This window comes from Stappia sp. ABD4_338, from assembly GCF_056312175.1.
Genome location: NZ_CM149982.1, coordinates 4,134,628 through 4,158,950, shown reverse-complemented (window position 1 = coordinate 4,158,950; position 24,323 = coordinate 4,134,628). Strand labels below are relative to the sequence as shown.

The window sequence follows — 24,323 nt, the reverse complement described above, 5'->3', positions numbered from 1 at the left end:
GGATTGGCGAGCCGCACGTGCCGTGCCGATCAAACCAAGCTCAGATCATGAAACCATCCGAGGAAACGCGTCCATGACCACCAACAAGCTCCTTCTCCTGCCCGGCGACGGCATCGGCCCGGAAATCATGGAAGAGGTGAAGAAGGTCGTCGCATGGTTCGACGCCCGCGGCACCGCGAAGTTCGAGACCGAGACCGATCTCGTGGGCGGCTCCGCCTATGACGCGCACGGCCAGGCCATTTCGGACGCCGCAATGGAAAAGGCCATGGCCTCCGACGCTGTCATCTTCGGCGCCGTCGGCGGCCCGAAGTGGGACGGCGTCCCCTATGAGGTGCGCCCCGAGGCGGGCCTTCTGCGCTTGCGCAAGGACATGGAACTCTTCGCCAACCTGCGCCCGGCGATCTGCTACCCGGCGCTGGCCGATGCCTCCTCGCTCAAGCGCGACGTGATCGAGGGTCTCGACATCCTGATCCTGCGCGAGCTGACCGGCGGCGTGTACTTCGGCGAACCCAAGGAGATCACCGACCTGGGCAACGGTCAGAAGCGTGCCGTCGATACGCAGCTCTACGAGACCTACGAGATCGACCGCATCGCCCGCGCCGCCTTCGAGCTGGCCCGCACCCGTCGCGGCAAGGTCACCTCGATGGAGAAGCGCAACGTCATGAAGTCGGGCGTGCTGTGGAACGAGGTCGTGACCCAGACCCATTCCGACGGCTACGAGGATGTCGAGCTGGAGCACATGCTGGCGGATGCCGGCGGCATGCAGCTCGTGCGCTGGCCGAAGCAGTTCGACGTCATCGTCACCGACAACCTGTTCGGCGACATGCTCTCCGACGTGGCCGCCATGCTGACCGGATCGCTGGGCATGCTGCCCTCGGCCTCGCTTGGCGCGCCGGACCCGACCACCGGCAAGCGCCGCGCGCTCTACGAGCCCGTGCACGGCTCCGCTCCGGACATCGCCGGCAAGGGCATCGCCAACCCGATCGCCATGATCGCGAGCTTCGGCATGTGCCTGCGCTACTCCTTCGGCCTCACGGCCGAGGCGGACATGCTGGACAAGGCGATCGCCAACGCCCTCGACAAGGGCCTTCGCACCGCCGACATCGCCCCCAAGGGCGCCGAGACCATCGGCACCACGGCCATGGGCGACGCGATCATCGCCGAGCTCGACGCTCTGTCGGCCTGACGCCCCGCAGGCAGCAGCCTGAACGAAAACGCCCCGCCGGAGACATCCGGCGGGGCGTTTTTCATTTTCCTCGATGACCGGACAGCGCCGCGTCTCAGTCGCGGTGCACTTCGGCCTCGTCGAGCTTGCGCGCCTCGTCCGGCAGCATGATCGGAATGCCGTCGCGGATCGGATAGGCGAGCCGGGCGACGCGCGAAATCAGCTCCTGCGCCTGGGCGTCATATTCCAGCGTCGTCTTGGTGAGCGGACAGACAAGCAGCTCGAGCAGCTTGCGATCCAGTTCATGCACCGGGCGGTCGGCTTCGCCGTCCATGTGAGTCTCCTTCGGCTGGGGAGGACGTGCCCGCGTTACTGCAGGACGACGCCGTCATCCCCCTGTTTGCGCGCCAGATCGACCTCCGTCAACGCCACCAGCGTCTCTGCCCGGGTGCGCAGGTCCGGTGCTTCCAGCAGCGCCTGCTTTTCCGCCGGTCCGTAGGGGCTCATCATCGACAGAGCGTTGACGAGAACCTGCGTCGAAGCGCGCTCGATGCTTTCCCAGTCCGCCTCGAGGTCGTTGGCGTCGAGATACTCGCGCAGGGTGCGCACGAGCCCCTCGCGGTCCACCTCGTCCTCTCCCTTGCCGAGCTCGAAGTCATCGGCAAAGGCCTCGCTCGAGACGCGGGCGATGCGAAACGGCGTGACGGTCTCCAGCTCTTCCTCGACGTGAAAGCGCGCGATCCCGGCGAGCGTCACGAGATAGCGGCCGTCTCCCGTCTCCTGGAGCGCGGTGATTCGTCCCGCGCAGCCGACCTTCACCAGCGGCGGCGTGTCCTCGTCGCTTTCACCGTCGTCCGCGAGGGTGAAGTCGGGCTGGATCATTCCGATCATCCGGTCCGACCGCAGCGCCGCGTCGATCATCGCCACATAGCGCGGCTCGAAGATGTTGAGCGGCATTTGCGCGGTCGGCAGCAGCACCGTTCCCTCGAGCGGGAACAGCGGCAGGGTCGCGGGGATGTCGGCCGGCGAGGAATAGATCATGTTGCCTGCGCGCATGGGCTCGCCCTCCGTTTCGCTCGTGCCCGGACATCGGGCCATGCTTCCGTCATATGGACACACGAGGCCCGATCGGCCAGTGGCACCGGCCGGCCGGGTCCGCTCGCGCGGGTCCCTGACAGGAGTATACGTTCAGCGGAACAGAACGGACGACAGCTTGCGCCGGCCGTATCCGGTCGCGGGCTCCTTCGGCCCCCAGGCCTCGAAGAACTGCAGGAGCTGCTTGCGCGCGCCGTCCTCGTTCCACTCCCGGTCCCGGCGCACGATCTCGATCAGGTGATCGACCGCCGCCTGCTTGTCGCGCGCGGCAAGCGCCACAGCCAGGTCGAAACGCGCCTGGTGGTCGCCCGGGTCATTCTCGATCCGCGCCTCGAGTTCGGCGAGATCCCCAAGCGCCGCCGCCTGCTCGGCCAGCTCGATGGCGGCCTGGGCCGCGGCGATCGCCGGATCGGCCCGCTTTTCCTCCGGCACCTGCTCGAGGATCTGGCGCGCCTTGTCGAGCGCATCGGCGGCCACATAGCACTGGGCAAGCCCGCCCATCGCGGTCGTGTTGTCCGGCTCCATGGAGAGCGCGGCGCCGAAGAGCTGCGCCGCCCGACCGATGTCGCCCGCCGCGCGCGCCGTTTCGGCCTCGGCCAGATAGGTCTCGGTCTCGCTCGGCCCGACGGGACCGGCGATGCGCTCAATGAAGGCCTTCACCTGGCTTTCCGACTGGGCTCCCATGAACCCGTCCACCGGCTGGCCGTTCTTGAAGGCGATGACGGCCGGAATCGACTGAATGCCGAGCTGGCCGGCAATCTCCGGGTGCTCGTCGATGTTCATCTTGGCAAGCACGACGGCGCCGCGCGCCTCCGTCACGGCCTTTTCAAGCGCCGGGGTGAGCTGGCGGCAGGGACCGCACCAGGGCGCCCAGAAGTCGACCAGAACCGGCCGCTCGCGCGAGGCCTCGAGGACATCGTCGCGGAAAGACTGGGTGGTCACATCGCGAATGTCGCCGCCGGCGGCCGCCGGAGCCCCGCCAAGAGACACCTCGGGCCCGTTGCCGCCACCCGAATTGCCGCCGCCCATGCCACCGCCGCCGAACGCGCCGCCAAAGCTGCCGCCGACCGAATACCCGCCATTGTTCGCCATGTGAGGCGTCTCCCGTTCGTCGCCAGGCCGGCAAGCGGCTCCGAAACACCGTGCTCCGGTCCCTTGCGCAACCCTTGTGTATTGCAGCCGCTTCCGGCTCTTCGCGTGGCCCCTAACATGGGCGCCGGCCGCGTGAAATTCAAATGATCCGCACCGGCCGTGCTCAGGCCTGGGCGCCGCTGACGGCGATGACCTGGGGATCGTGTCCGCAGGCGCGCGCGAAGACCAGAAGGTCGTCGCGGGCGATGCTCGTGGTCGCCGTGTTGCGAAGGGGATGGAAGTTGAGGGGATCAATCTCCATCATCGCCGCGTCGAAGACGGGCGTCACACGATGTGCCTCGCGGTCGTTGTAAAGCGCGAAAGGCGTGACGGAACCCGGCTCCACGCCGAGAACCTCCATGAGAAGGTCCGGCTTGCCGAAGGAAAGCCGCCCCTGCGCGCCGATCTTCTGATGCAGGGACTTCAGGTCGATCTCCGCGTCATGCAGCGCCACCACCAGAAAGATCCGCCCCTTCTTGTCCTTGAGGAAGAGGTTCTTCGTGTGGCCGCCCGGCATCCTTTCGTGCACTTCGGTCGATTCCGACACGGTGAACACGGCTTCATGGTCGTGTGTGGTCGAGGCGATCCCGAGATCGTCGAGAAAGGCGAGAAGCTCTGCCCGGGTTGCCGGCATGTGGATCCTCCAGAAAGGCTTGCCTCCGCACGGCGCTGGAAAGCCGTCGCGAAGCTTCGACGCACCATGGTTTTTGCGCCTTCGATGAGGGACTAAAGGAGCGCGCCACGCGACACAAGAGCAGATGCACCCCTGCGCGTATCGATGATCGGATGGCGAAAATCCGAGCGTGCGCCACCTTCCCCGGCTCACGAAATCCACTGGTCGTCCACAATCGGAACCGCCACGGGGCGGAGTGAAAAAACGCTGTTGCAATCCGTCGTGGCTTGGTTCATATACAGCCCACCTCAGGCGCCGGCCACGGTCTGGCGCCACCAACGGATGCGGGCGTAGCTCAGGGGTAGAGCACAACCTTGCCAAGGTTGGGGTCGTGGGTTCGAATCCCATCGCCCGCTCCAGTTTGACTTCCAGATCCTGCGAATGTCCGAAGCCCCGTGAGGGGCTTTTTTGCTTTTCGGAGGCCACCCCCTGGAAGCCGCACGCGTCAGCGTGCTTCGGCCGGCATGTCGAAAGCCTCCGGCGTTTTCCCCTCCACAAGGCCGGCAATCACGGCGAGCCTGCGCTTCAGTCGCGGCGCGGCGAAATCGATGAAGCGGCGCATCTTGAGCGGCATCTGCCCTCTCGGGAGATGCACAAGGTGGACCGGCGCCGGCTCCGGCTCGAACGCCTCGAGCACACTGACGAGACGCCCGCTCCGCAAGGCCTCGAACGCCTGATAGTGCAGAAGGCGCACGAAGCCCGTTCCGCGTTCGGCCGCATCGGCCGCCGCTTCCGAGGAGGTCGTCAGCCTGGGCCGGATGGGCGCCTCGATGGCCGCTCCCGTCTTCGGGTCGCGAAACCGCCAGTCGGGCCGCCACAGGGGCGCGTTGGTCGCGATCGAGGGCACATCCGCCAGATCCTCCGGCCTTTGCGGCACTCCGTGACCTGCGATCAGCGAGGGGCTTGCACACACGATCGCGCGCATGGCGCCGATCCGCGTCGCGATGAGCCCGCTGTCGGGCAGCGGTCCGATACGCACCGCCATGTCGATGTGATCCTCCACCAGGTCCGCATTGCCGTCGCCCAGCATCAGCTTGACATCGATCTCCGGAAACAGGGCGAGGAACGCGCAGACGACGGGCAACACGTGCAGGCGTCCGAACAGCACCGGCGCCGTGACCACCAGCGTGCCGCGCGGGGCCACGAACTCGCCCGCCGCCGCTCGCTCCGCCTCCTCGACCTGCTCCAGGATGCGCCTTGCCGCGCCCGCGTAGGCGTGGCCCGCATCGGTGAGGCTCAGCTTGCGGGTGGTCCGGGTGAGAAGCTGGGTGCCGAGCACCGCTTCCAGGTCCGCCACCTTGCGGCTGAGGGTCGGCACCGGAACCTTGAGCGCGCGCGCCGCCGCCGACAGGCTGCCGTGGTCGACGGCCGCGAGGAACATTGCCATGGCATCGAAACGGTCCATGTCACCTTCTCATTTCCCGGAAAACTGAATTACGAAAATGCCAGATTATCCTGAGGATCGAGAAGGCACATCTTCGTGACATCCGAGCCATGCCGGCTCGTCAACACAGGAGATGACACAATGTCCCGCCTTGCAATTCCCGATCTCGAAACCGCTCCCGAAGCCTCGCGCGGCACGCTGAACGCCGTGCACCAGCAGCTCGGCGTGGTGCCCAACATGTTCCGCCTGCTTTCCTCCAGCCCGGCGGCGCTCGGCGCGTTCATGGGGCTTTCCGGCGGCGCGGCGAAGCTGCTCGACGTCAAGACCCGCGAGCGCATCGCCCTTGCGGTGGCACAGGTGAACGGCTGCGACTACTGCCTGTCGGCACACACCTATCTCGGCCTGAACCTGGCCAGGATCAGCCCGGAGGAGATCGCCCTCAACCGCAAGGGCGGGTCGACCGACCCGAAGGCGGCCGCGGCGGTCCGCTTCGCAGTCCTGGTGGCGCGCGAGCGCGGCCATGTGGGCGACAAGGCAGTGGCCGAGGTGCGCGCGGCCGGCTACTCGGATGCGGAGATCGTCGAGATCGTTCTGGTGGTGGCGGAAAACATCCTCACCAACCTGATGAACATCGTTGCCGACACCGAGATCGACTTCCCGGTCGTACGCGCCGCCGAAGCCGCCTGACGGCACGCGGGCCGGATCCCTCCAGGGTCCGGCCCCGTCTCCGCGACGATGGTCGCAGAACATGCTTGTCGCGCCGGGTTCCGGGGGATAGAGCTATTTCGATGAAAATCGAAATAGCTGCCAGCCAACTTGCCGCCCTCGGCAATCCGACCCGTCTCGCCCTCTACCGTCTTCTGGTTCGCGCCGGACCAGGGGGGCTTGCCGTCGGAGAAATCCGGACGAGGCTCGGCATTCCGGGCTCCACCCTGTCGCATCACGTGAAGGCGCTGGCCGCCGCCGGCTTGCTGGACCAGCGACGCGACGGCACGACCCTGCTTTGCACGGCTGCCTATCCGGCGATGAATGCGCTGGTGGAGTTTCTGGTGGGCGAGTGCTGTGCGGACGCCGAACCGGACGCGCGGCCGTGACCACGATGGCCTCCCTCTCCCGGCACGCCGGCGCCTACCCGTCATGGGCGCTTGCGGCGCTCGGCGTGACGCAGATCATCGGATACGGGACCCTCTTCTACTCGTTCGCCACCCTCGCGCCGGACATGTCCCGGGATCTCGGCTGGAACGAGGAATGGATTTTCACCGCGCTGACGGTCGCGCTTGTCGCGGGCGGGCTTGCCGCACCCTACGCGGGGCGCCTCGCCGACCGCCACGGGGCAGCCAACGTCATGTCGCTCGGTTCGATCGCCGCCGCCCTCGCGCTCGCCGGATGCGCGATGGCCAGCGGCCCTCTGACCTTTGTCGCCGGCCTCGTGACCATGGAACTGGCCTCGGCCTTCGTGCTTTATGCCGCCGCCTTCGTCGCCATCGTCCAGGGATCGGGCGGCGAGGCGCGCGGGCGCATCACCCATCTGACGCTGATCGCCGGCTTCGCCTCGACCATCTTCTGGCCCCTGACCGGCTGGCTGGCCTCGTTTCTGGACTGGCGCGACGTGTACCTGGTCTTCGCGGCGCTCAATCTGCTGCTGTGCCTGCCGCTGCATCTCGCCATCCGCAACATACGCCCCGGCGGGAATGGCCGGACGTCTTCAGGCGACGCACCCGGTCGGGCGGAGCCCCTCGAACCCGCCCTGGTTCCCCCCGCCGAACGTCCGCGCCGCCTCCGTTTCCTGTTGCTGGCCATGGCGGTGGAGGGGTTCGTGCTCGGCTCGATCCTGGTGCACATGATCCCCCTGACCCGCCATCTGGGGCTTGGCGCGGATGCAGCCTGGCTCGTCAGCCTTTTCGGACCGGCACAGGTGGCAAGCCGGCTGGTCAACATGGTCTTCGGCAGCAGCCTGCGGCAAGCGACGCTTGCCGCGATCGCGGCGGCCCTCCCCGTCGCCGGGCTGGTGCTTCTTCTCATGACGGGCACGCTCATCGGCGCCACCGGTTTCGCCATCCTATTCGGCATGGGCTCCGGACTGATCAGCATCATCGCCGGAACCGTGCCGCTGGAACTGTTCGGCCGCGAGGGATACGGACGGGCCGTCGGCCTGCTCTCCGCCGCGCGCCAGCTCGCGACCGCGGTCGCGCCCGCGCTTCTCGCTCTCATGATCGCTCGTCTCGAGGCGGTGCCGGCACTGTGGATCGTCACGATCGCCGCGGGCCTCGGCTTTCTTCTCTTCGCTCTGCTTGCCGTCTCCGTGCAGCCGCACAAGGAGGTCGGCGCCTCGAGCGGTCCCGCCCCCTTGTAAATTCCGCGCGCCGGCGGACCGCCCGCTCGTGCTATGGCATGGGCGACACTTCCGGGAGGACCCGCCGCCCATGCAGCTTCAGGCGATCACCTATTTCAACGAACTCGTGCGCTGCCGCTCCATCCGCCGCGCCGCACAGGCGCTCGGCGTCTCGCCCACCGCGATCAGCCGCCAGCTCGAGAACCTGGAGTATCACTTCGGCGCACCGCTGGTGGAACGCAGCGCGCGCGGCATCGTGCTCACGGCGGCAGGCGAGCAGCTCGCCATCCACGCCCGCACCGCCATGCGCGAGTTCGAGCAGGCCCGCCAGTTCATCGACGACATGCGCGGCCTCAAGCGCGGCACCGTGTCCGTGCGCGTCAACGGCGCCACGGGCGGCGCGATCATGGCCGACTGCGTTGCCGAGTTCCACAAGCTCTATCCCGACGTGGAGGTGGCCATCGCCGAAGGCTCCGCGCCCGAGGCCCTCAATGCCGTCGCGCAGGGCGAGGCGGATCTCGCCCTGACCATCTTCTCGCCGGCAGACAGCCGCGTGACCGCCCGCTGCCGCCATCCCCTTTCCCACGCCGCCGTCATGGCCCCCGATCATCCGGCAACGAGGAAGCCCGTTTTCGAGCTGGAGGACCTCGTGCGCTATCCGCTTGCCATGCCGGACATGTCCTTCAGCGTCCGCCGGGTGATCGAGGAAACGCTGAAGCGCGCCGGTCACCCGCCGGCCCGCGTGTCCTTCGCCGTCTCATCCATCGCCATACAGAAGGAACTGGCGCGCCTGCGGGCCGCCGTCCTGGTGCTTCCGCCCCTGTCGATCGCCCGGGACATCGACGCCGGCCTGCTGGTCACCCGACCGCTCGCGCCCGGCCTCAAGATCGACACCCACCTGCAGCTAAGCCTGCGCAAGGGTGCGACGCTCACTTTCGCCGCCGACCGTCTCGCCACCCATGTCGAGGCACGCCTGCGCGCCTACCGTGAAAGCGGTGTCCTGGGATGACCGAGCTTTAGTGCAACAGTTTCGGCAACACCATGATCACAAAATTCGCATTGAATTGACACTCGCGACGGATGCAGGCTGAAGGCACCGGATGCAGTCCCGTCCCGCACGGCCGCATCGCCGTCTGCCCGGTCCCGCGACCGGCTAGCCCGAGTGGAACCCATGAGTGAATTGCTGAGCCTGACCGCCCGCCAGATCCTTGCCGCCTATGCGGACGGATCGCTGTCCCCGCGCGACTACATGCAGGCGATCATCGATCGCGTGGAGGCGGTCGAGCCGAAGGTCGCGGCGCTGTGGCTGTACCGCCCGGAGGAGGCGCTCGCCGAGGCGGAGGCTGCCACCGAACGCTGGGCGAAGGGCGCCCCGAAGGGTCCGCTGGACGGCCTGCCCGTCACCATCAAGGAAATGATCGCCACAAAGGGCGACCCGGTTCCCAACGGGACCGCGGCAAGCGACCTCACGCCGGCGGAAGACGACGCTCCGGCGGCCGCGCGCCTGCGCGAGGACGGCGCGATCTTCTTCGCCAAGACCACCGCGCCCGACTTCGGCATGCTGAGTTCGGGCCTGTCGAGCTTCCACAAGCTGTCGCGCAATCCCTGGGACCTGTCGCAGAATCCGGGCGGCTCCAGCGCCGGCGCCGGAGCCGCCGGAGCGGCCGGCTTCGGCCCCGTGCACATGGGCACAGACATCGGCGGCTCGATCCGCATCCCGGCCGGATGGTGCGGGCTGTTCGGTTTCAAGGCGACCCAGGGCCGCGTGCCGGTCTACCCCCATTTCCCCGGCCGGTGCCATGGTCCCATGACCCGCTGCGTGGACGACGCGCTGGTCGTGATGCCGAGCCTGGCGCGCCCGGACTGGCGCGATGCCACCTCGGTTCCTCCCGAGACGCTGGACTGGAACGTGCCGCCCGCCACCGTGCGCGGCAAGAAACTCGGACTGCTGCTTGATGCCGGCTGCGGCCTGCCCGTCGACAAGGACGTGCGCGCCGCGATCGTGGCGGCCGCCGAGCGTTTCGCCGCCGAGGGCGCCGAGATCGTGGAGATCAAACCCTTCATGACACAGGAGCTGCTGGAGAGTCTGGTCTCCTTCTGGCAGGCGCGCTTCTGGGCCAAGATCAGCGACATGACGCCGGAGCGGCGCACCCGCATCCTGCCCTTCATCCTGGAGTGGGCCGCCGGCGGCAAGGAGCTGGACGGCGCCGCCGTCGCGGTCGCCTTCGAGAACACGATCGCCATCCGCGATGCCGCCGCCCGGGCCCTGCACGGGTTCGACGCGATCCTCTCGCCGGTGAATCCGACCTCGAGCTTCCCGGCGGAACTGGCCATGCCCAACAACGACCCGCGCCATGCCATGGAGCACATCGGCTTCACCATGCCTTGGAACATGGGTGACCAGCCGGCCTGTTCGATCCACTGCGGGATGACCTCAACGGGCATTCCGGTGGGCCTGCAGATCGCCGCGAACCGGTTCGACGACCTGGGCGTCCTGGGCCTGGCACGCGCCTTCGAGGACTGGACCGGCGCCATCACGGAGTGGCCGGACCTGTGATCATGACCGCGCCCGCACGTGCTCCGGCCCCCGTGCGGGCGTCAGTTCTGGCCCAGATCGCCCGGTCCCAGATCGCGCAGGTTCTGGCTGACGACGGCGGCCGCCGCCATGACATGCGGGGCCACGTGCCGGGCGAAGGCGTCGGGCTCCCACTCCGAGAGCGAGCCGGCCACGTGGATCGCCGCGATCGGGCGTCCGTCGCGCCCGCGAATGGCGGCGCCGACCGCGACTTCCCCAAGCAGGATCTGCTCGCTGGCCAGCGCATAGCCCTGGCGCCGGACGGTGGCGAGCATGTCCCGGATCTCATCGGGGTCGGTAAGCGTGCGCGGCGTGACGGCCCGAAGCGGCGCGCGTGCCAGCACATCGTCCACCTCGTCGGGCGACAGGCCCGCCATGATCGCCCATCCGCCGGAGGTCGCATGCAGCGGCACCGACTGGCCGACGAGCGTGGACATCAGGATCTCGCGCTTGCTGAGCAGGCGCCGGGCGTAGACGAGGCGAAGATCGTCGCGCAGGCTGAGGTCCACGCGTTCCCGCACGGTGCGGCGGAGCTCCAGAAGCACCGGCGTTGCGCGCACGATCACCGGATCGAACCGCTGGAAGTCGCGCGAATGATCCAGGATGCGAAGACCCGGCACATAGCCGGTGTCGGCCGGATCCCGGTCGAGATAGCCCAGTTCGCGCAGCGTGTGGACGATCCGTTGCACCGCGCTGCGCCCGACACCGGAGATCTCGGACAGCTCGCCGAGCGACAGCGGATGCTCGGCCACGTGGAAGGCCGACAGGACGTCGAGCGCGCGCGCCACAGACTGGACGAAGAGCGGATGCTCCCGGTCCACGCCATCCGTACCCCGGCCCTTCTCGAAGTCCGGGTCGCTTTCGCTGCGCATCGCCATGTGCGTTCAACTCCCTGCTGGTCGTCTCTCCCGCGCCCCTTCGCTCTTGCCGCCCCCACCCTGCGTGGAAAGGCCATTGACGAAAGTGGCAGGGCCAGCCTAACCTAAAAAGCAATACAGGTATATCGCACAGTGATACACCTTTCGACCATATGCCGCCCTCAGGATGGACTGGCCAGGATGCTCCGCCGAGCCGCGGAAACGCGCGCAACCGGCACGGATGCACAGGCGCACTCCATCCACGTCCATGCCCGGAGGCTCCCATCGTGACCCGACGCGTCGCTCTTGCCGGTTTCCTGCATGAGACCAACACCTTCGCTCCGACCCGTGCGACGCTGGCGGAATTCGAGCATGGCGGCGGCCACATTCCGCTCAGCCGCGGGCAGGAAATTCTCGACCGCAGCCCGGGCGTGAACATCGGCGTGGCCGGTGCGCTCGAGGTCGCCTCCCGCGAGAACTGGGAGCTCGTTCCGCTGCTGTGGACGGTGGCGATCCCCTCCGCCCACGTGGAGCAGGACGCCTTCGAGGCGATCATGGGCGAGATCCTGGAGCGCCTTGCCGCCGCCGGCCCGCTCGACGGCGTTTATCTCGACCTGCATGGCGCCATGGTCTGCGCCCATGTGGACGACGGGGAAGGCGAGATCCTGGAGCGCGTGCGCGCCGCCGTCGGACCTGACGTGCCGATCGTCGCGAGCCTCGACCTGCACGGCAACACGACCCGCCGCATGGTCGAAAATGCCGATGTTCTCGTCGCCTACCGCACCTATCCGCATGTGGACATGGCCGAGACCGGACGGCGGACCGCCGAGCAGCTCGTGCGGCTGATGAACGGCGAGCGGTTCGCCAAGTCCATGCGCCGGGTGCCCTATCTCATCCCCATTCCCTGGCAGTGCACCTTCATCGAGCCGGCCGCCAGCCTCTACAGGCTTGTGGGCGAGCTCGAGGGTGGCGCCGTGTCCTCGACCTCGGCGCTGACGGGCTTTCCCGCCGCGGACTTTCCGGAGTGCTCGCCGGTGGTGCTCGCCTATGCGAGCGACCAGGCGTCGGCCGATGCCGCCGCCGACCGGCTGCTGCGCTTCTTCGAGGAAAACGAGAGTGCCTTCGCGGGCAAGGCCTGGTCGCCGGAAGAAGGCGTGCGCGAGGCCATGCGCCTGGCCGCCACCGCCTCGCGTCCCGTTGTCATCGCGGACACGCAGGACAACCCGGGCGCCGGCGGCGATTCCAACACCGCCGGAATGCTGCGTGCGCTCGTGTCCGAGGGCGCGACCCGCGCGGCACTGGGCCTGATGGTCGACCCGCAGGCGGCAGCCGCCGCTCATGCAGCCGGTGTCGGAAACGAGGTGAAGCTGACGCTTGGCGGACGCACCGGCGTTCCCGGCGACGAAGCCTTCACCGGCACGTTCCGCGTCGAAAGCCTTTCGGACGGACGCTTCCGCACGTCCGGACCGTTCTACGGCGACACCTGGATGGACCTGGGCCCCTCGGCCTGTCTCTCCATCGGAGGGGTCAAGGTGGTGCTGGCAAGCCGCAAGGTGCAGCTCGCCGACCAGGAGATGTACCGCTACGTCGGCATCGAACCGACCGAGCAGGCGATTCTCGTGAACAAGAGCTCGGTGCATTTCCGGGCTCATTTCCAGCCTATCGCGGAAACCATACTCGTGTGCACGGCTCCAGGTCCCATGGCGCTCAACGCCTACGACCTCCCGTTCCGCAACCTGCAGCCCGGGATCCGGCTTTCGCCGCTGGGTCCGGGCTTCGAGATACCTCCGGAGGCCGCCGCATCGAGCTGAGGCCGCCGGGAGGGAGCGCCACGCCAACAGGTCCAGAAACAAGGCCGGGGCGGGGTGCAGACTGGCAAGAACCGACCAGACATGAAGGGGAACACGCATGTTGGAAGTGAAAAAGAGGACGCGTTCGCGCACTGCGATGCGCCGGACCGTCGGTGGCATGCTCGCCGCCGCGATGCTGGCCTCGACCGGCGTCATGTCGCCCGCCTCGGCCGAGGAGAAAGTCGTCACCGCGGTGATGCACTCCGGTCTGCGCGTGCTCGATCCGGTGCTGACCACCGCCCATATCGTGCGCGATCATGCCTACATGATCTATGACGTGCTCATCGCGCAGGATCACGAGTTCAAGCCGCAGCCGCAGATGGCCTCCTGGACGGTGTCCGACGACAAGCTCGTCTACACCTTCACGCTGCGCGACGGCCTGAAGTTCCACGACGGGGCGCCGGTCACGGCCGCCGACGCCGTGGCATCGCTCGAGCGCTGGGGCAAGAAGGATTCCGGCGGACAGCTCATCTTCGACCGCACGGAGAGCCTGACGGCGCCGGACGACAAGACCATCGTCTGGACGCTCAAGGAGACCTTCCCGCCGTTCCTCGACACGCTGTCGAAGCAGTCGGCGCTGCCGCCCTTCATCATGCCCAAGCGCGTCGCCGAGACCCCGATCGACACGCAGATCACCGAGACCATCGGCTCGGGTCCGTTCAAGTTCGTGGCCGACGAGTACCAGCCCGGCGTGAGCGTCACCTACGAGAAGTTCGACGACTACGTCCCGCGCGACGAGCCGGCGGACTGGATGGCCGGCGGCAAGGTGGTCAAGGTCGACAAGGTCAAGTGGGTCACGCTCCCCGACGCGCAGACCGCGCTCAACGCGCTGATGTCGGGCGAGATCGACTACATCGAGCAGGTCCCTGTCGACCTTCTGCCGATCCTCTCCTCCTCGGACGAGGTCACGGCCGAGGTTCGCGATCCGCTCGGCTTCCAGACCATCGGTCGCATGAACTTCAAGTATCCGCCCTTCGACAACCAGAAGGTTCGCCAGGCGGCGATGATGGCGCTCAGCCAGGCCGACGTCCTCGGCACGCTGATCGGCAATCCGGACTACTTCAAGATCTGCGGCGCGATCTTCGGCTGCGGCACGCCGCTCGCCGACGACACCGGCTCCGAGACGCTGGTCAACGGCGGCGACATCGAGGGCGCCAAGAAGCTCCTGGCGGAGTCCGGCTATGACGGCACGCCGGTCGTGCTGATGCAGCCGACGGACGTGGTCACCCTGACCGCGCAGCCGGTCGTGGCCGCCCAGGCGCTGCGCAATGCCGGCTTCACCGTCGACATGCAGCCGATGGACTGGCAGACGCTCGTTACCCGTCGCGCCTCCATGTCCAAGCCCTCGGAAGGCGGCTGGAACATCTTCTTCACCAACTGGGGTGTTCCGGAGATCAACTCGCCGCTCATCAGCCCGATGCTGAACGGCCGTGGCGACGGCGCCTGGTTCGGCTGGCCCAAGGACGACAAGATCGAGGCCCTGCGCGACGAGTTCATCGCCGCCGAGACCCCGTTCGACCAGCTCGAGGTGGCCAAGAAGATCCAGGCCCACACGCTGGACAATGTCCTCTACATCCCGCTGGGCCAGTACCTGACCCCGCAGGCCCGCTCCAACAAGCTGGTGGACATGATCCAGTCGCCGGTGCCCGTCTTCTGGGGCATCGACAAGGAAGACTGATCCTTCAAGGCAATGCGTGGCCCGGCTCGTCCGGGCCACGTGTCTTGCGGCCACCCTCCGGCCGCGGCGAGACCGTCCTCCTCCCGGGCCGGCGCCGCGTGCGAGGGTGCCGTCTGACCGTCCGGGCCTGCCCGGCTCCGGTGACGGTTTCGGGACATGTCCCGGCGCCTGTTCCCGGACCCCGTTCTCCCGTGGCATCCTGCCCGAACCGATCGCCGCTTCCGGACCGATGCACCGGCCGGCGAACCTGACTGGAAGGGGGCTTCCTCCCGATGATCGGATACATCCTCCGCCGATGCCTCGCCGTCATCCCCGTGATGGCCATCGTCGCGATCTTCGTGTTCCTGCTCCTGCGCATGACGCCGGGCGACCCGGCGGCGATCCTCGCCGGCGACGCCGCGACGCCCGAGCAGCTGGAACGCATCCGCACCTCGCTCGGCCTGAACGATCCGCTCATCGTTCAGCTCGGCACCTGGGCACAGCAGCTCGCCCGGGGAGATCTCGGCATCTCCCTGATTTCCGGCACGCCGGTGGTCGAGATGATCGGACAGCGCATCTGGCCGACCATCAACATCGCCCTTTTGACCATCACCCTGTCGGTGCTGCTTGCCGTCCCCATGGGCGTCGTTGCCGCGTGGCGCCATCGCACCACCGTCGACTACATCGTGATGACCTTTTCCGTGCTCGGGTTTTCCGTGCCGGTCTTCGTCATCGGCTATCTCTTCATCCAGGCCTTCTCGATCGAGCTCCGATGGCTCCCGGTCCAGGGCTACACCTCCCCGTCGGAGGATTTCGCCAAGTTTCTCTCCAGGGCGATCCTGCCGAGCCTGACGCTTGCGACCATCTATGTGGCGCTGATCGCGCGCATGACCCGTGCAAGCATGCTGGAGGTTCTGGGCGAGGACTTCATCCGCACCGCCCGCGCCAAGGGTGTCGCGGAGCGCGGGGTCCTCTTCCGCCACGCGCTCAGGAACGCCGCCGTCCCGATCCTGACCATCATCGGCACCGGCTTCGCCCTGCTCGTGAGCGGCGTCGTGGTGACGGAGAGCGTGTTCAACATTCCCGGCATCGGCCGTCTCACCGTCGACGCGATCCTGGCCCGTGACTACCCGGTCATCCAGGCGATGATCCTGCTGACCAGCGGTCTCTACGTGCTCATCAATCTGCTCATCGACGTGTCCTACAGCCTCATCGATCCGAGGATCCGCTACTGATGTCCGGCCCACAGAATCCAGAGTCCGGAATGCAGCCGGCCCTCGGCCTGCTTTCCCTGCCCCGGTCCTGGCGCCTCGGCGTCGGCCCGACCATCGCGGCGATCGTGCTGCTGCTCATCGTCGTCGCCTGCGCCACGGCGCAGCTCTACATTCCCCACGACCCGCTCACCATCAACGCTCTGAACCGCCTCAAGGGACCGAGCGAGGCTCATCTCCTTGGCACGGACGCCTATGGCCGCGACATCTTCTCGCGCGTCATGGTGGGCGGCCAGATCTCGCTCGTCATCGGCATCACCGCCGCCTTCGTGTCGGTGGTTCTCGGCCTGCTGATCGGCCTCGTCTCCGGTTTCTTCCGCATGGCCGACGCGATCATCATGCGGATCATGGACAGCCTCATGGCCATCCCCTCGATCCTGCTCGCCATCGCGCTCGTCGCCCTCAACGGCCCGAGCCTGTGGTCGGTGATCTGCGCCATCACCATTCCCGAGGTTCCGCGCGTGGTGCGCCTGGTGCGCTCGGTGGTGCTGAGCGCCCGCGAGGAGCCCTACGTGGAAGCAGCCATCGCTCTCGGATCCTCGACACCGAAGATCCTGTGGCAGCACCTGATGCCCAACACGCTGGCCCCGCTCACCGTGCAGGGCACCTACATCTGCGCCTCGGCCATTCTCGTGGAAGCGATCCTGTCCTTCCTCGGCGCCGGCGTGAGCACCGAGATCCCGACGTGGGGCAACATCATGGCCGAGGGGCGGATCTACTTCCAGCTCAAGCCCATGTTGATCTTCTGGCCCGGCCTCATGCTGTCGCTGTGCATCCTGTCCATCAATCTGCTTGGCGACACGGCCCGCGACCTGCTCGATCCGCGCCTCAAGAAGCGGGAGGCCTGAGATGAAGTTCAAGACCCGTAACTTCGACGACGCTCCCGTCGTCCTGTCCATCGAGGATCTGGTCGTCCAGATCGCCAACCGGCCCGACCACCAGGTTCTCAAGGGCATCAGCCTCGAGATCCGCGCGGGCGAGACCGTCTGCCTCGTCGGCGAGAGTGGATCCGGCAAGTCGGTGACCTCGCTGGCGACCATGGGCCTGCTGCCCAGGGGCGCCCTTGAGGTCGGGGGCGGACGCATCCTGCTCGGCGACCGCAACCTGCTCGACCTCGGCGTCGGCGACATGCGCGAGATCCGTGGCCGCGACCTGTCGATGATCTTCCAGGAGCCGATGACGGCGCTCAATCCGGTGATGCGGGTGGGCGACCAGATCGGCGAGGTGCTGGACACCCACCTGCGCCTTCCGGCGCGCGAGCGGCGTCAGCGCATCCTCGACATCATGGACCAGGTGCACCTGCCGGACGTGGAGCGCATCTTCACCTCCTATCCGCACGAGCTCTCGGGCGGACAGCGCCAGCGCATCATGATCGCCATGGCGCTGATCCTGGAACCGAAGCTGCTCATCGCCGACGAGCCGACCACCGCGCTCGACGTCACCACCCAGCAGCAGATCCTCGGCCTGATCGCCGAACTCCAGGAGAAGCACGGCACCGCCGTTCTGTTCATCACCCACGACATGGGCGTCGTCGCCGAAATCGCCGACACCGTTCATGTCATGCGCTACGGCGAGATCGTCGAACGCGCCCCGGTGGAGACACTCCTGCGCACGCCCACCCACCCCTACTCGCGCGACCTGCTCGCGGCCGTGCCGAGCCTCATTCCCCGCCACGCGGGCAAGGTCGACACCGGCAAGGGCCGCGACGGCAGCCACGAGGAGGTGCTCCACGTCACCGACCTGGAAAAGGCCTACGGCAAGTCCGGCTGGTTCGTGAACCGCGAGCCGACCCGCGCCGCACGCGAGGTGTCCTTCGCCATCGGTCGCGGGCGCACGCTCGGGATCGTCGGGGAAAGCGGCTCGGGCAAGTCGACCGTGGCGCGCTGCATCATGCGCCTCATCGACCCGACCGGTGGAAGCATCAATGTCGCCGGGCGCGAGATCGCGACGTTGTCGCGGCGCGAGCTGCGTGACGTGCGCAAGCACGTCCAGATCGTGTTCCAGGACCCGTTCCGCTCGCTCAACCCGCGCTGGACCATCGGGCACAGCCTGATCGAGGGGCCGCTGAACTACGGCGGCTCGCGCAAGGAGGCACTGGCGCGCGCGGCGGAACTCCTGGAGATCGTCGGACTGCCCGCGGATGCGCTCGACCGCTATCCGCACCAGTTCTCGGGCGGGCAGCGCCAGCGCATCGCCATCGCCCGCGCCATTGCCATGGAGCCGGACGTGCTTGTCGCCGACGAGGCGGTCTCCGCCCTCGATGTCTCGGTCCAGGCACAGGTGCTGGAGCTGCTCGAGGACCTGCAGAAGAAGCTCGGCATCGCGATCCTCTTCATCACCCACGACCTGCGCGTGGCGGCCCAGATCTGCGACGACGTCGTCGTCATGCAGAAGGGGCGCATCGTCGAGCAGGGCACGGCGAGCGAGGTGCTCGCCCATCCGAAGCACAGCTACACCCGGTCGCTCATCGACGCGGCACCCGGTCGCGGCTGGGACTTCGCAAACTTCACCGAACTGGCCCCGGCAAGCGCCTGAGGTCGAAAGGGACGGAAAAATGGCAGTCATTCCCCGCATTTCCGAGTTCGCCGGCGATCTCGTCGAGATCCGCCACGACTTTCACATGCATCCCGAGATCGGTTTCACCGAGACGCGCACGTCCGCCAAGGTGGCCGAGCTGCTGACCGCCTGGGGGCTGGAGGTGCACACCGGCATCGGCAAGACCGGCGTCGTCGGCGTGCTCCAGGGAACGAAGGGCAAGGGCCGTTCGATCGGCCTGCGCGCCGACATGGACGCGCTGCCCATGGACGAGCACACCAATCTCTCCTTCCGCTCCAAGACGTCCGGCGTGTTCCACGGCTGCGGCCATGACGCCCATACGACCATGCTGCTCGGCGCGGCCCGCTACCTCGCCGAGCACCGTGACTTCACGGGCCGTGTTGTCTTTATCTTCCAGCCGGCCGAGGAGGGTCTCGGCGGGGCCCGCGCGATGATCGAGGACGGACTGTTCGACCGCTTCCCCTGCGACGAGATCTACGGGATGCACAACAACCCGCTCGCGGAGGAGAACGAGGTCGGCGTGAAGCCGGGCGCGGCCATGGCCGGCGCGAGCTTCTTCGACATCACCGTGCGCGGCGTCGGCAGCCACGGCGCCGCTCCGCATCACTCCAAGGATCCGATCGTCATCGCGACGGCGCTCGTCCAGCAGCTCCAGTCCATCGTCTCGCGCAACGTGCCGCCGACCAGCGCCGCCGTTTTGTCGGTGACGCAGATCCACTCCGGTTCGGCCTACAACGTTGTGCCCGACCAGGCTGTCGTTTCCGGCACCGTGCGGTACTTCGAGGACGAGGTCCGCGACATGATGCACGCGCGCATGGAGGCGCTCTGCGCCGGGCTTTCAACCGCCTATGGCGTCGAGATCGTGCCCGACATCCGGCCGATCTTCTCGGTGCTGAACAACGACCCCGCCCTGTCGGAAGCCTATATCGCCGCCGCGCGCGAGATCGTCGGCGAGCCGAAGGCCTCGCTCAAGACCGAACTGGTTTCCGCGAGCGAGGACTTCGCCGACATGCTCCAGATCGTGCCCGGCGCCTATTGCACCGTCGGACACAAGGGGTCGGTTCCGGTCCACAATCCCGAGTTCGTCATCGACGACGACATGCTGCCGGTGGGCGCCAGCATCTACGCGCGCATCGCCACGGACCGGCTTGCCGTCTGACCCTTCCTTTCTCTCCTTCCTCAATCCGGCCGCGGCCCCGCGCCGCGGCCCCATGACTTGACGGATCCGCCATGACCAGCTTCAAGGACCTTCCCTTCGACACCAACGAGATCCTCGCCGGGCTGAAGCCCTGGATCGAGTGCGAGAGCCCCACCTTCGACGCCGCCGCCGTCGACCGGATGATGGACCTCGCCGCCTACGACCTCGCGGTCGCCGGCGCGCATGTCGAGCGCATTCCCGGTCGCATGGGCTTCGGCGGCTCCGTGCGGGCCACCTTCCCGCACAAGGACGCGGGCAAGCCCGGCATTCTCGTCTCCGGCCACCTCGACACGGTCCATCCGGTCGGCACGCTGGAGAAGCTTCCCTTCCGCGTCGAGGAAAACCGCTGCTACGGCCCCGGCATCCTGGACATGAAGGGCGGCAACTATCTCACGGTCGAGGCACTGCGCCAGATCGGCCGCGCCGGCCTCGAGACGCCGCTGCCGGTCACCGTGCTGCTGACGCCGGACGAGGAGGTGGGAACGCCCTCCACCCGCGAGCTGATCGAACAGGAAGCGGCCAAGAACAAATACGTCATGGTGCCCGAGCCCGCGCACCGCGACGGCTCCGCCGTGACGGGACGCTATGCCATCGCGCGCTTCAACATCCGCACCACCGGACGGCCGAGCCATGCCGGCTGGGCGCTGGCCGACGGCCGGTCCGCGATCGCCGCCATGGCACGCAAGGTGCTGGAAATCGAGGCCATGACCACGGAGGACTGCACGTTCTCCGTCGGCGTGATCCATGCCGGACAGTGGGTCAACTGCGTCTCCTCCTTCTGCGACGCGGAGGTTCTGTCCATGGCCAAGCGTCAGGAGGATCTCGACCGGGGCGTGGAGCGGATGCTCTCGCTTTCCGGCGAGTACGACGACGTCATCGTGGAGGTGACACGTGGCGTCACCCGGCCCGTGTGGGAGCCGGACGCCGGCACGCTGGCGCTCTACGAGGTAACGCGTCAGGTCGCCTCGGAAATCGGCTTCGACCTCACCCACTGCTCAGCCGGCGGCGGCTCGGACGGCAATTTCACGGGCGCCATGGGCATCCCGACGATCGACTCCATCGGCGTTCGCGGCAAGGATCTGCACACCCTCAACGAGCACATCTACATCGACAGCCTCGTGGAACGCGCCCAGCTCATCGCCGGGCTCATGCTGCGCCTGAGCTGAGGGCGAAGATCTTGCGGCGCGGCTTTGGCGTTGATGCCCGCGCCCGGGGATGCTAGCTCAGAAGCTCAAGGTTTTCTGACCCAAGGGAGGTTGATGTGAAAACACGTCGTTTGGCATTCATCGGTGCCGTTATTGGTGGTGTGTTCGCGGCCGGCATGGCTCTCGCCCAGCAGCCGCAGTTCTTCCGCATCGGCACCGGCGGCACCGCCGGCACCTACTATCCGATCGGCGGCCTGATCGCGAACGCGATCTCCAATCCCCCGGGTTCGCGTCCCTGCGACCAGGGCGGGTCGTGCGGCGTTCCGGGCCTCATCGCCACGGCGCTGTCGGCCAACGGTTCGGTCGCCAACGTGAACGCCATCGCCGGCGGCACGCTGGAGTCCGGCTTCTCCCAGTCCGACGTGGCGACCTGGGCCCATTCCGGCACCGGCATCTGGGAAGACCGCCCGGCTGTCGAGAAGCTGCGCGCCATCGCCAACCTCTACCCGGAGACGATCCACCTGGTCGCCTCGGCGGACAGCGGCATCAAGGGCGTCGCGGACCTGGAAGGCAAGCGCGTCTCGCTGGACGAGCCGGGTTCGGGCACGCTGGTCGACGCCCGCATCATCCTCGAGGCCTACGGCCTGTCCGAGGACAAGGTCGATGCCCAGTACCTGAAGCCCGACCAGGCGGCCGAGCGCATGCGTGACGGCGCCATGGACGCCTTCTTCTTCGTCGGCGGCTTCCCGGCCGGCGCCATCGCCGAGCTGGCCAGCCAGCATGACATCACCCTCGTGCCGATTTCGGGCGGCGAGGCCGACGGCGTGCGCGGCGAGTACACCTTCTTCGCCAAGAACGTGGTCCCGGCCGGCACCTACGAGGGCGTCGAGGGCGACGTCGAGACCCTGTCCGTCGGTGCCCAGTGGATCACCAGCGCGGACCAGCCGGAAGAGCTCGTCTACGAGATCACCAAGGCGCTGTGGAACGACAACACCCGCAAGCTGCTGGATGCCGGTCACCAGAAGGGCCGCCAGATCACGCTCGAGACGGCAACCGACGGTGTCGGCATCCCGTTCCACGCGGGCGCGGAGAAGTTCTACCGCGAGGCCGGCGTCCTCAAGGACTGATTCCAAACCCATATTCGCGACAAGACAAGAAGCGACCCGGTTCCTCGTCGAGCCGGGTCGTTTTGTTTGCGGTGGCTTGACGCCGGCTCTAACCTTACGGCAAAGCAACGCCCGGCCCTGACCGGCCGGAATGGCGCAGACCGCCCTGAAGAGGCGGCGACCAGACGAGGGACTGACGAATGGGGGCAACACCCGACACCGAGCGCGCCGAAGCGCTGACCGAAGCGGAAATGAAGGAGCTCGAGAAGCGCTTCGACCCGGAGGTCCGCTTCCGGCCACTGCCGAGATTCCTGGCCGGCCTCGCCGGCGCGGCACTCTTCGTGCTGTCCTGCTATCACTACTACACGTCCGGCTTCGGCATCCCCCAGGCGACCACGCACCGGGGTCTGCATCTGGCCTTCACGCTCGGGCTGATCTTCCTGCTCTTCGCCGCCTGGGGCAGCGAGAAGGAGCCGCGCTCGGGCCTGCTGCGGCCGCTCGGGCTTCCCCTCTATGACTGGCTGCTCGCCATCGCGGGCGTGGTCTCGGCTTTCTACGTGCCCTGGATCTTCAACGAGCTCGCGTTCCGCGTAGGCGCTCCGCTGCCCATCGACGTGATCATGGGCACCATCCTCATCGTCACCCTGCTCGAGGCCACCCGGCGCGCCATGGGCTGGCCGCTGCCGGTGATCGCGCTGCTGTTCATGGGGTACGCCTACTTCGGCCAGTCCATGCCCGGCATTCTCGTCCATCCGGGCGCGAGCTGGACCAACATGGTCAATCACCTCTACCTCACCAGCCAGGGCATCTACGGCACTCCGCTGGGCGTGATCTCGACCTATGTGTTCCACTTCGTCCTGTTCGGTGTGCTCGCCACCCGCATCGGCCTGGGGCAACTCTTCATCGACCTCGCCTCGGCCCTTGCCGGCCGCTACTCGGGCGGTCCGGCCAAGGTCTCGGTGCTGTCCTCCGCGATGCTGGGCTCGATCTCCGGCTCGTCCATCGCCAACACGGTGACCACCGGCTCGCTGACCATTCCCGCGATGATCCGGATCGGCTACCCGCGCCACTTCGCGGCGGCCGTGGAAGCGGCAAGCTCCACCGGCGGCCAGATCACGCCGCCCGTCATGGGCGCCGTCGCCTTCCTCATGATCGAGTATCTCGGCGTGCCGCTGACCACGATCCTGACGGCGGCCCTGGTTCCCGCCTTCATGCACTTCTTCGGCGTGCTGGTGCAGGTGCACCTGGAGGCGAAGGCGCGCGGCCTGCGCGGCCTGACGAAGGAAGAGCTTCCCGTCGCCTGGACCGTGTTCAAGGCCGGCTGGCTGACCACGCTGCCGCTCTTCGTGCTGGTCGCGATCCTGCTTTCCGGCCGCACGCCCTATGCCGCAGCCTTCTGGGGCATCTCCGCCTGCATCCTGGTGCTGCTGATCCAGAACGTCATTCGCCACGATCTGTCCGACGCGCTGAAGCGCAGCGTGCACGACCTGTGGGACGGCTTCGTCGTCGGCGCCAAATACTCGCTGTCGGTGACGGCAGCGGCCGCCCTTGTCGGCATCGTCATCGGCGTCGTCACGCTGACCGGCGTCGGCTTCAAGATCGCCTACATGGTGACCTCGGTCGCCGCCGAATGGGCGCAGGACGTCAACGGCTGGCTCTCGGTGCTTCCGTTCCAGCTCACCAGCGTTGAATCCCTGACGCTTCTGTTCACGCTCATCATGACCGCCGTGGTCTGCATCCTCATGGGCTGCGGCATTCCCACGACGGCCAACTACCTGATCATGATCGCCGTCGCGGCGCCGATCCTGAGCATGCTGGGCGTGCAGCCGCTGGTGGCGCATTTCTTCGTGTTCTACTTCGGCGTTCTGGCGGACATCACGCCACCGGTTGCGCTCGCCGCCTATGCGGCCGCCGGCATCGCGGGCGCCAATGCGTTCAAGGCGGGCAACACGGCCTTCCGGCTCGGCATGGGCAAGGCGCTGGTGCCCTTCGTCTTCGCCTTCTCGCCGTCGATGCTGCTCGTGGTGGACAATTTCTCCTGGCAGGAGTTCTTCCTGGCCACCGCCGGCGCCATGGCCGGCATCTGGATGCTTTCCTCGGCCTTCGCCAACTGGCTTCTGGGACCGCTCCACGGCTACGAACGCGCCCTTCTCGTGGTGGCCGCCATGCTTCTCGTCGCGCCCAACCTGATCGCGACGCTGATCGGCATCGTTCTGGTCCTGCCGGTCTTCGCCCGCCAGATCATGGACCGCCGGCAACCAGCCTGAACCGGTACGTCTTCTCGGAAGACGGAAAAGGCCCCGCAACCGGATGGCTGCGGGGCCTTTT

Annotated in this window: 21 protein-coding genes and 1 tRNA gene; 16 read left to right on the top strand and 6 right to left on the bottom strand. The window is 67.4% G+C overall.

Features of this window, described 5'->3' with window-relative positions; all coding sequences use genetic code 11:
* Positions 1-73 precede the first annotated feature (73 nt).
* Positions 74-1,186, top strand: coding sequence for a 3-isopropylmalate dehydrogenase (gene leuB / locus ACYX4S_RS18595; protein ID WP_293720721.1), 1,113 nt, complete (start codon positions 74-76; stop codon positions 1,184-1,186).
* A 94-nt stretch (positions 1,187-1,280) separates the two neighbouring features.
* Here the strand turns inward: leuB and ACYX4S_RS18590 are convergent, their stop codons facing one another.
* The 4 genes from ACYX4S_RS18590 to ACYX4S_RS18575 all read right to left on the bottom strand — a co-directional run bounded on the left by ACYX4S_RS18590 (position 1,281) and on the right by ACYX4S_RS18575 (position 4,025).
* Positions 1,281-1,499 carry a Trm112 family protein gene (locus ACYX4S_RS18590; RefSeq protein ID WP_293720720.1) on the bottom strand — a complete coding sequence of 73 codons (219 nt, stop codon included), beginning with the start codon at positions 1,497-1,499 and terminating at the stop codon, positions 1,281-1,283.
* A 35-nt stretch (positions 1,500-1,534) separates the two neighbouring features.
* Positions 1,535-2,221 (bottom strand): LON peptidase substrate-binding domain-containing protein, encoded by a 687-nt coding sequence (locus ACYX4S_RS18585; protein WP_476361272.1) that lies wholly within the window; start codon positions 2,219-2,221, stop codon positions 1,535-1,537.
* A 132-nt stretch (positions 2,222-2,353) separates the two neighbouring features.
* A complete protein-coding gene (trxA, locus tag ACYX4S_RS18580; RefSeq protein ID WP_476361271.1) occupies positions 2,354-3,352 on the bottom strand; it encodes a thioredoxin in 999 nt (332 codons plus the stop codon).
* 163 nt (positions 3,353-3,515) lie between these two features.
* Positions 3,516-4,025, bottom strand: coding sequence for a prolyl-tRNA synthetase associated domain-containing protein (locus ACYX4S_RS18575; protein WP_476361270.1), 510 nt, complete (start codon positions 4,023-4,025; stop codon positions 3,516-3,518).
* A 323-nt stretch (positions 4,026-4,348) separates the two neighbouring features.
* On the opposite strand from ACYX4S_RS18575, the gene ACYX4S_RS18570 reads away from it, so the two are divergent.
* Positions 4,349-4,423 (top strand) — tRNA-Gly (locus ACYX4S_RS18570).
* Positions 4,424-4,509: 86 nt separating this feature from the next.
* Here the strand turns inward: ACYX4S_RS18570 and ACYX4S_RS18565 are convergent.
* On the bottom strand, positions 4,510-5,469 hold the full coding sequence (locus ACYX4S_RS18565) for a LysR family transcriptional regulator (RefSeq protein ID WP_476361269.1): 960 nt from the start codon (positions 5,467-5,469) through the stop codon (positions 4,510-4,512).
* Positions 5,470-5,589: 120 nt separating this feature from the next.
* On the opposite strand from ACYX4S_RS18565, the gene ACYX4S_RS18560 reads away from it, so the two are divergent.
* From ACYX4S_RS18560 to ACYX4S_RS18540, 5 genes are all read left to right on the top strand, one after another.
* Positions 5,590-6,135, top strand: coding sequence for a carboxymuconolactone decarboxylase family protein (locus ACYX4S_RS18560; protein ID WP_422070212.1), 546 nt, complete (start codon positions 5,590-5,592; stop codon positions 6,133-6,135).
* A 101-nt stretch (positions 6,136-6,236) separates the two neighbouring features.
* Positions 6,237-6,542, top strand: coding sequence for an ArsR/SmtB family transcription factor (locus ACYX4S_RS18555; protein WP_476361268.1), 306 nt, complete (start codon positions 6,237-6,239; stop codon positions 6,540-6,542).
* Positions 6,543-6,547: 5 nt separating this feature from the next.
* On the top strand, positions 6,548-7,801 hold the full coding sequence (gene arsK, locus ACYX4S_RS18550; RefSeq protein ID WP_476362890.1) for an arsenite efflux MFS transporter ArsK: 1,254 nt from the start codon (positions 6,548-6,550) through the stop codon (positions 7,799-7,801).
* A gap of 70 nt (positions 7,802-7,871) precedes the next feature.
* On the top strand, positions 7,872-8,789 hold the full coding sequence (locus ACYX4S_RS18545; protein ID WP_476361267.1) for a LysR family transcriptional regulator: 918 nt from the start codon (positions 7,872-7,874) through the stop codon (positions 8,787-8,789).
* Positions 8,790-8,951: 162 nt separating this feature from the next.
* Positions 8,952-10,337 (top strand): amidase, encoded by a 1,386-nt coding sequence (locus ACYX4S_RS18540; RefSeq protein ID WP_476361266.1) that lies wholly within the window; start codon positions 8,952-8,954, stop codon positions 10,335-10,337.
* A 41-nt stretch (positions 10,338-10,378) separates the two neighbouring features.
* Here the strand turns inward: ACYX4S_RS18540 and ACYX4S_RS18535 are convergent, their stop codons facing one another.
* On the bottom strand, positions 10,379-11,233 hold the full coding sequence (locus tag ACYX4S_RS18535; protein WP_293718801.1) for an IclR family transcriptional regulator: 855 nt from the start codon (positions 11,231-11,233) through the stop codon (positions 10,379-10,381).
* Positions 11,234-11,499: 266 nt separating this feature from the next.
* On the opposite strand from ACYX4S_RS18535, the gene ACYX4S_RS18530 reads away from it, so the two are divergent.
* The 9 genes from ACYX4S_RS18530 to ACYX4S_RS18490 all read left to right on the top strand — a co-directional run bounded on the left by ACYX4S_RS18530 (position 11,500) and on the right by ACYX4S_RS18490 (position 24,262).
* A complete protein-coding gene (locus tag ACYX4S_RS18530) occupies positions 11,500-13,023 on the top strand; it encodes a M81 family metallopeptidase (RefSeq protein WP_476361265.1) in 1,524 nt (507 codons plus the stop codon).
* Positions 13,024-13,180: 157 nt separating this feature from the next.
* The gene (locus ACYX4S_RS18525) at positions 13,181-14,740 is read left to right on the top strand and encodes an ABC transporter substrate-binding protein (protein WP_293718797.1); all 1,560 of its coding nucleotides are present in this window, start codon (positions 13,181-13,183) and stop codon (positions 14,738-14,740) included.
* Between the two features lie 272 nt (positions 14,741-15,012).
* Complete coding sequence (locus ACYX4S_RS18520; protein ID WP_293718795.1) at positions 15,013-15,954, top strand: ABC transporter permease; 942 nt, start codon at positions 15,013-15,015, stop codon at positions 15,952-15,954.
* Positions 15,955-15,983: 29 nt separating this feature from the next.
* Positions 15,984-16,838, top strand: coding sequence for an ABC transporter permease (locus ACYX4S_RS18515; protein WP_476361264.1), 855 nt, complete (start codon positions 15,984-15,986; stop codon positions 16,836-16,838).
* A gap of 1 nt (position 16,839) precedes the next feature.
* Positions 16,840-18,525 carry an ABC transporter ATP-binding protein gene (locus ACYX4S_RS18510; protein WP_293718791.1) on the top strand — a complete coding sequence of 562 codons (1,686 nt, stop codon included), beginning with the start codon at positions 16,840-16,842 and terminating at the stop codon, positions 18,523-18,525.
* A 19-nt stretch (positions 18,526-18,544) separates the two neighbouring features.
* A complete protein-coding gene (locus tag ACYX4S_RS18505; RefSeq protein WP_293718789.1) occupies positions 18,545-19,705 on the top strand; it encodes a M20 aminoacylase family protein in 1,161 nt (386 codons plus the stop codon).
* Positions 19,706-19,776: 71 nt separating this feature from the next.
* Complete coding sequence (locus tag ACYX4S_RS18500) at positions 19,777-20,910, top strand: M20/M25/M40 family metallo-hydrolase (protein WP_476361263.1); 1,134 nt, start codon at positions 19,777-19,779, stop codon at positions 20,908-20,910.
* A 95-nt stretch (positions 20,911-21,005) separates the two neighbouring features.
* Entirely contained in the window at positions 21,006-22,016 is a 1,011-nt protein-coding gene (locus ACYX4S_RS18495; protein ID WP_476361262.1) for a TAXI family TRAP transporter solute-binding subunit, read from the top strand.
* Positions 22,017-22,195: 179 nt separating this feature from the next.
* Positions 22,196-24,262 carry a TRAP transporter permease gene (locus ACYX4S_RS18490; RefSeq protein ID WP_476361261.1) on the top strand — a complete coding sequence of 689 codons (2,067 nt, stop codon included), beginning with the start codon at positions 22,196-22,198 and terminating at the stop codon, positions 24,260-24,262.
* Positions 24,263-24,323: the final 61 nt, after the last annotated feature.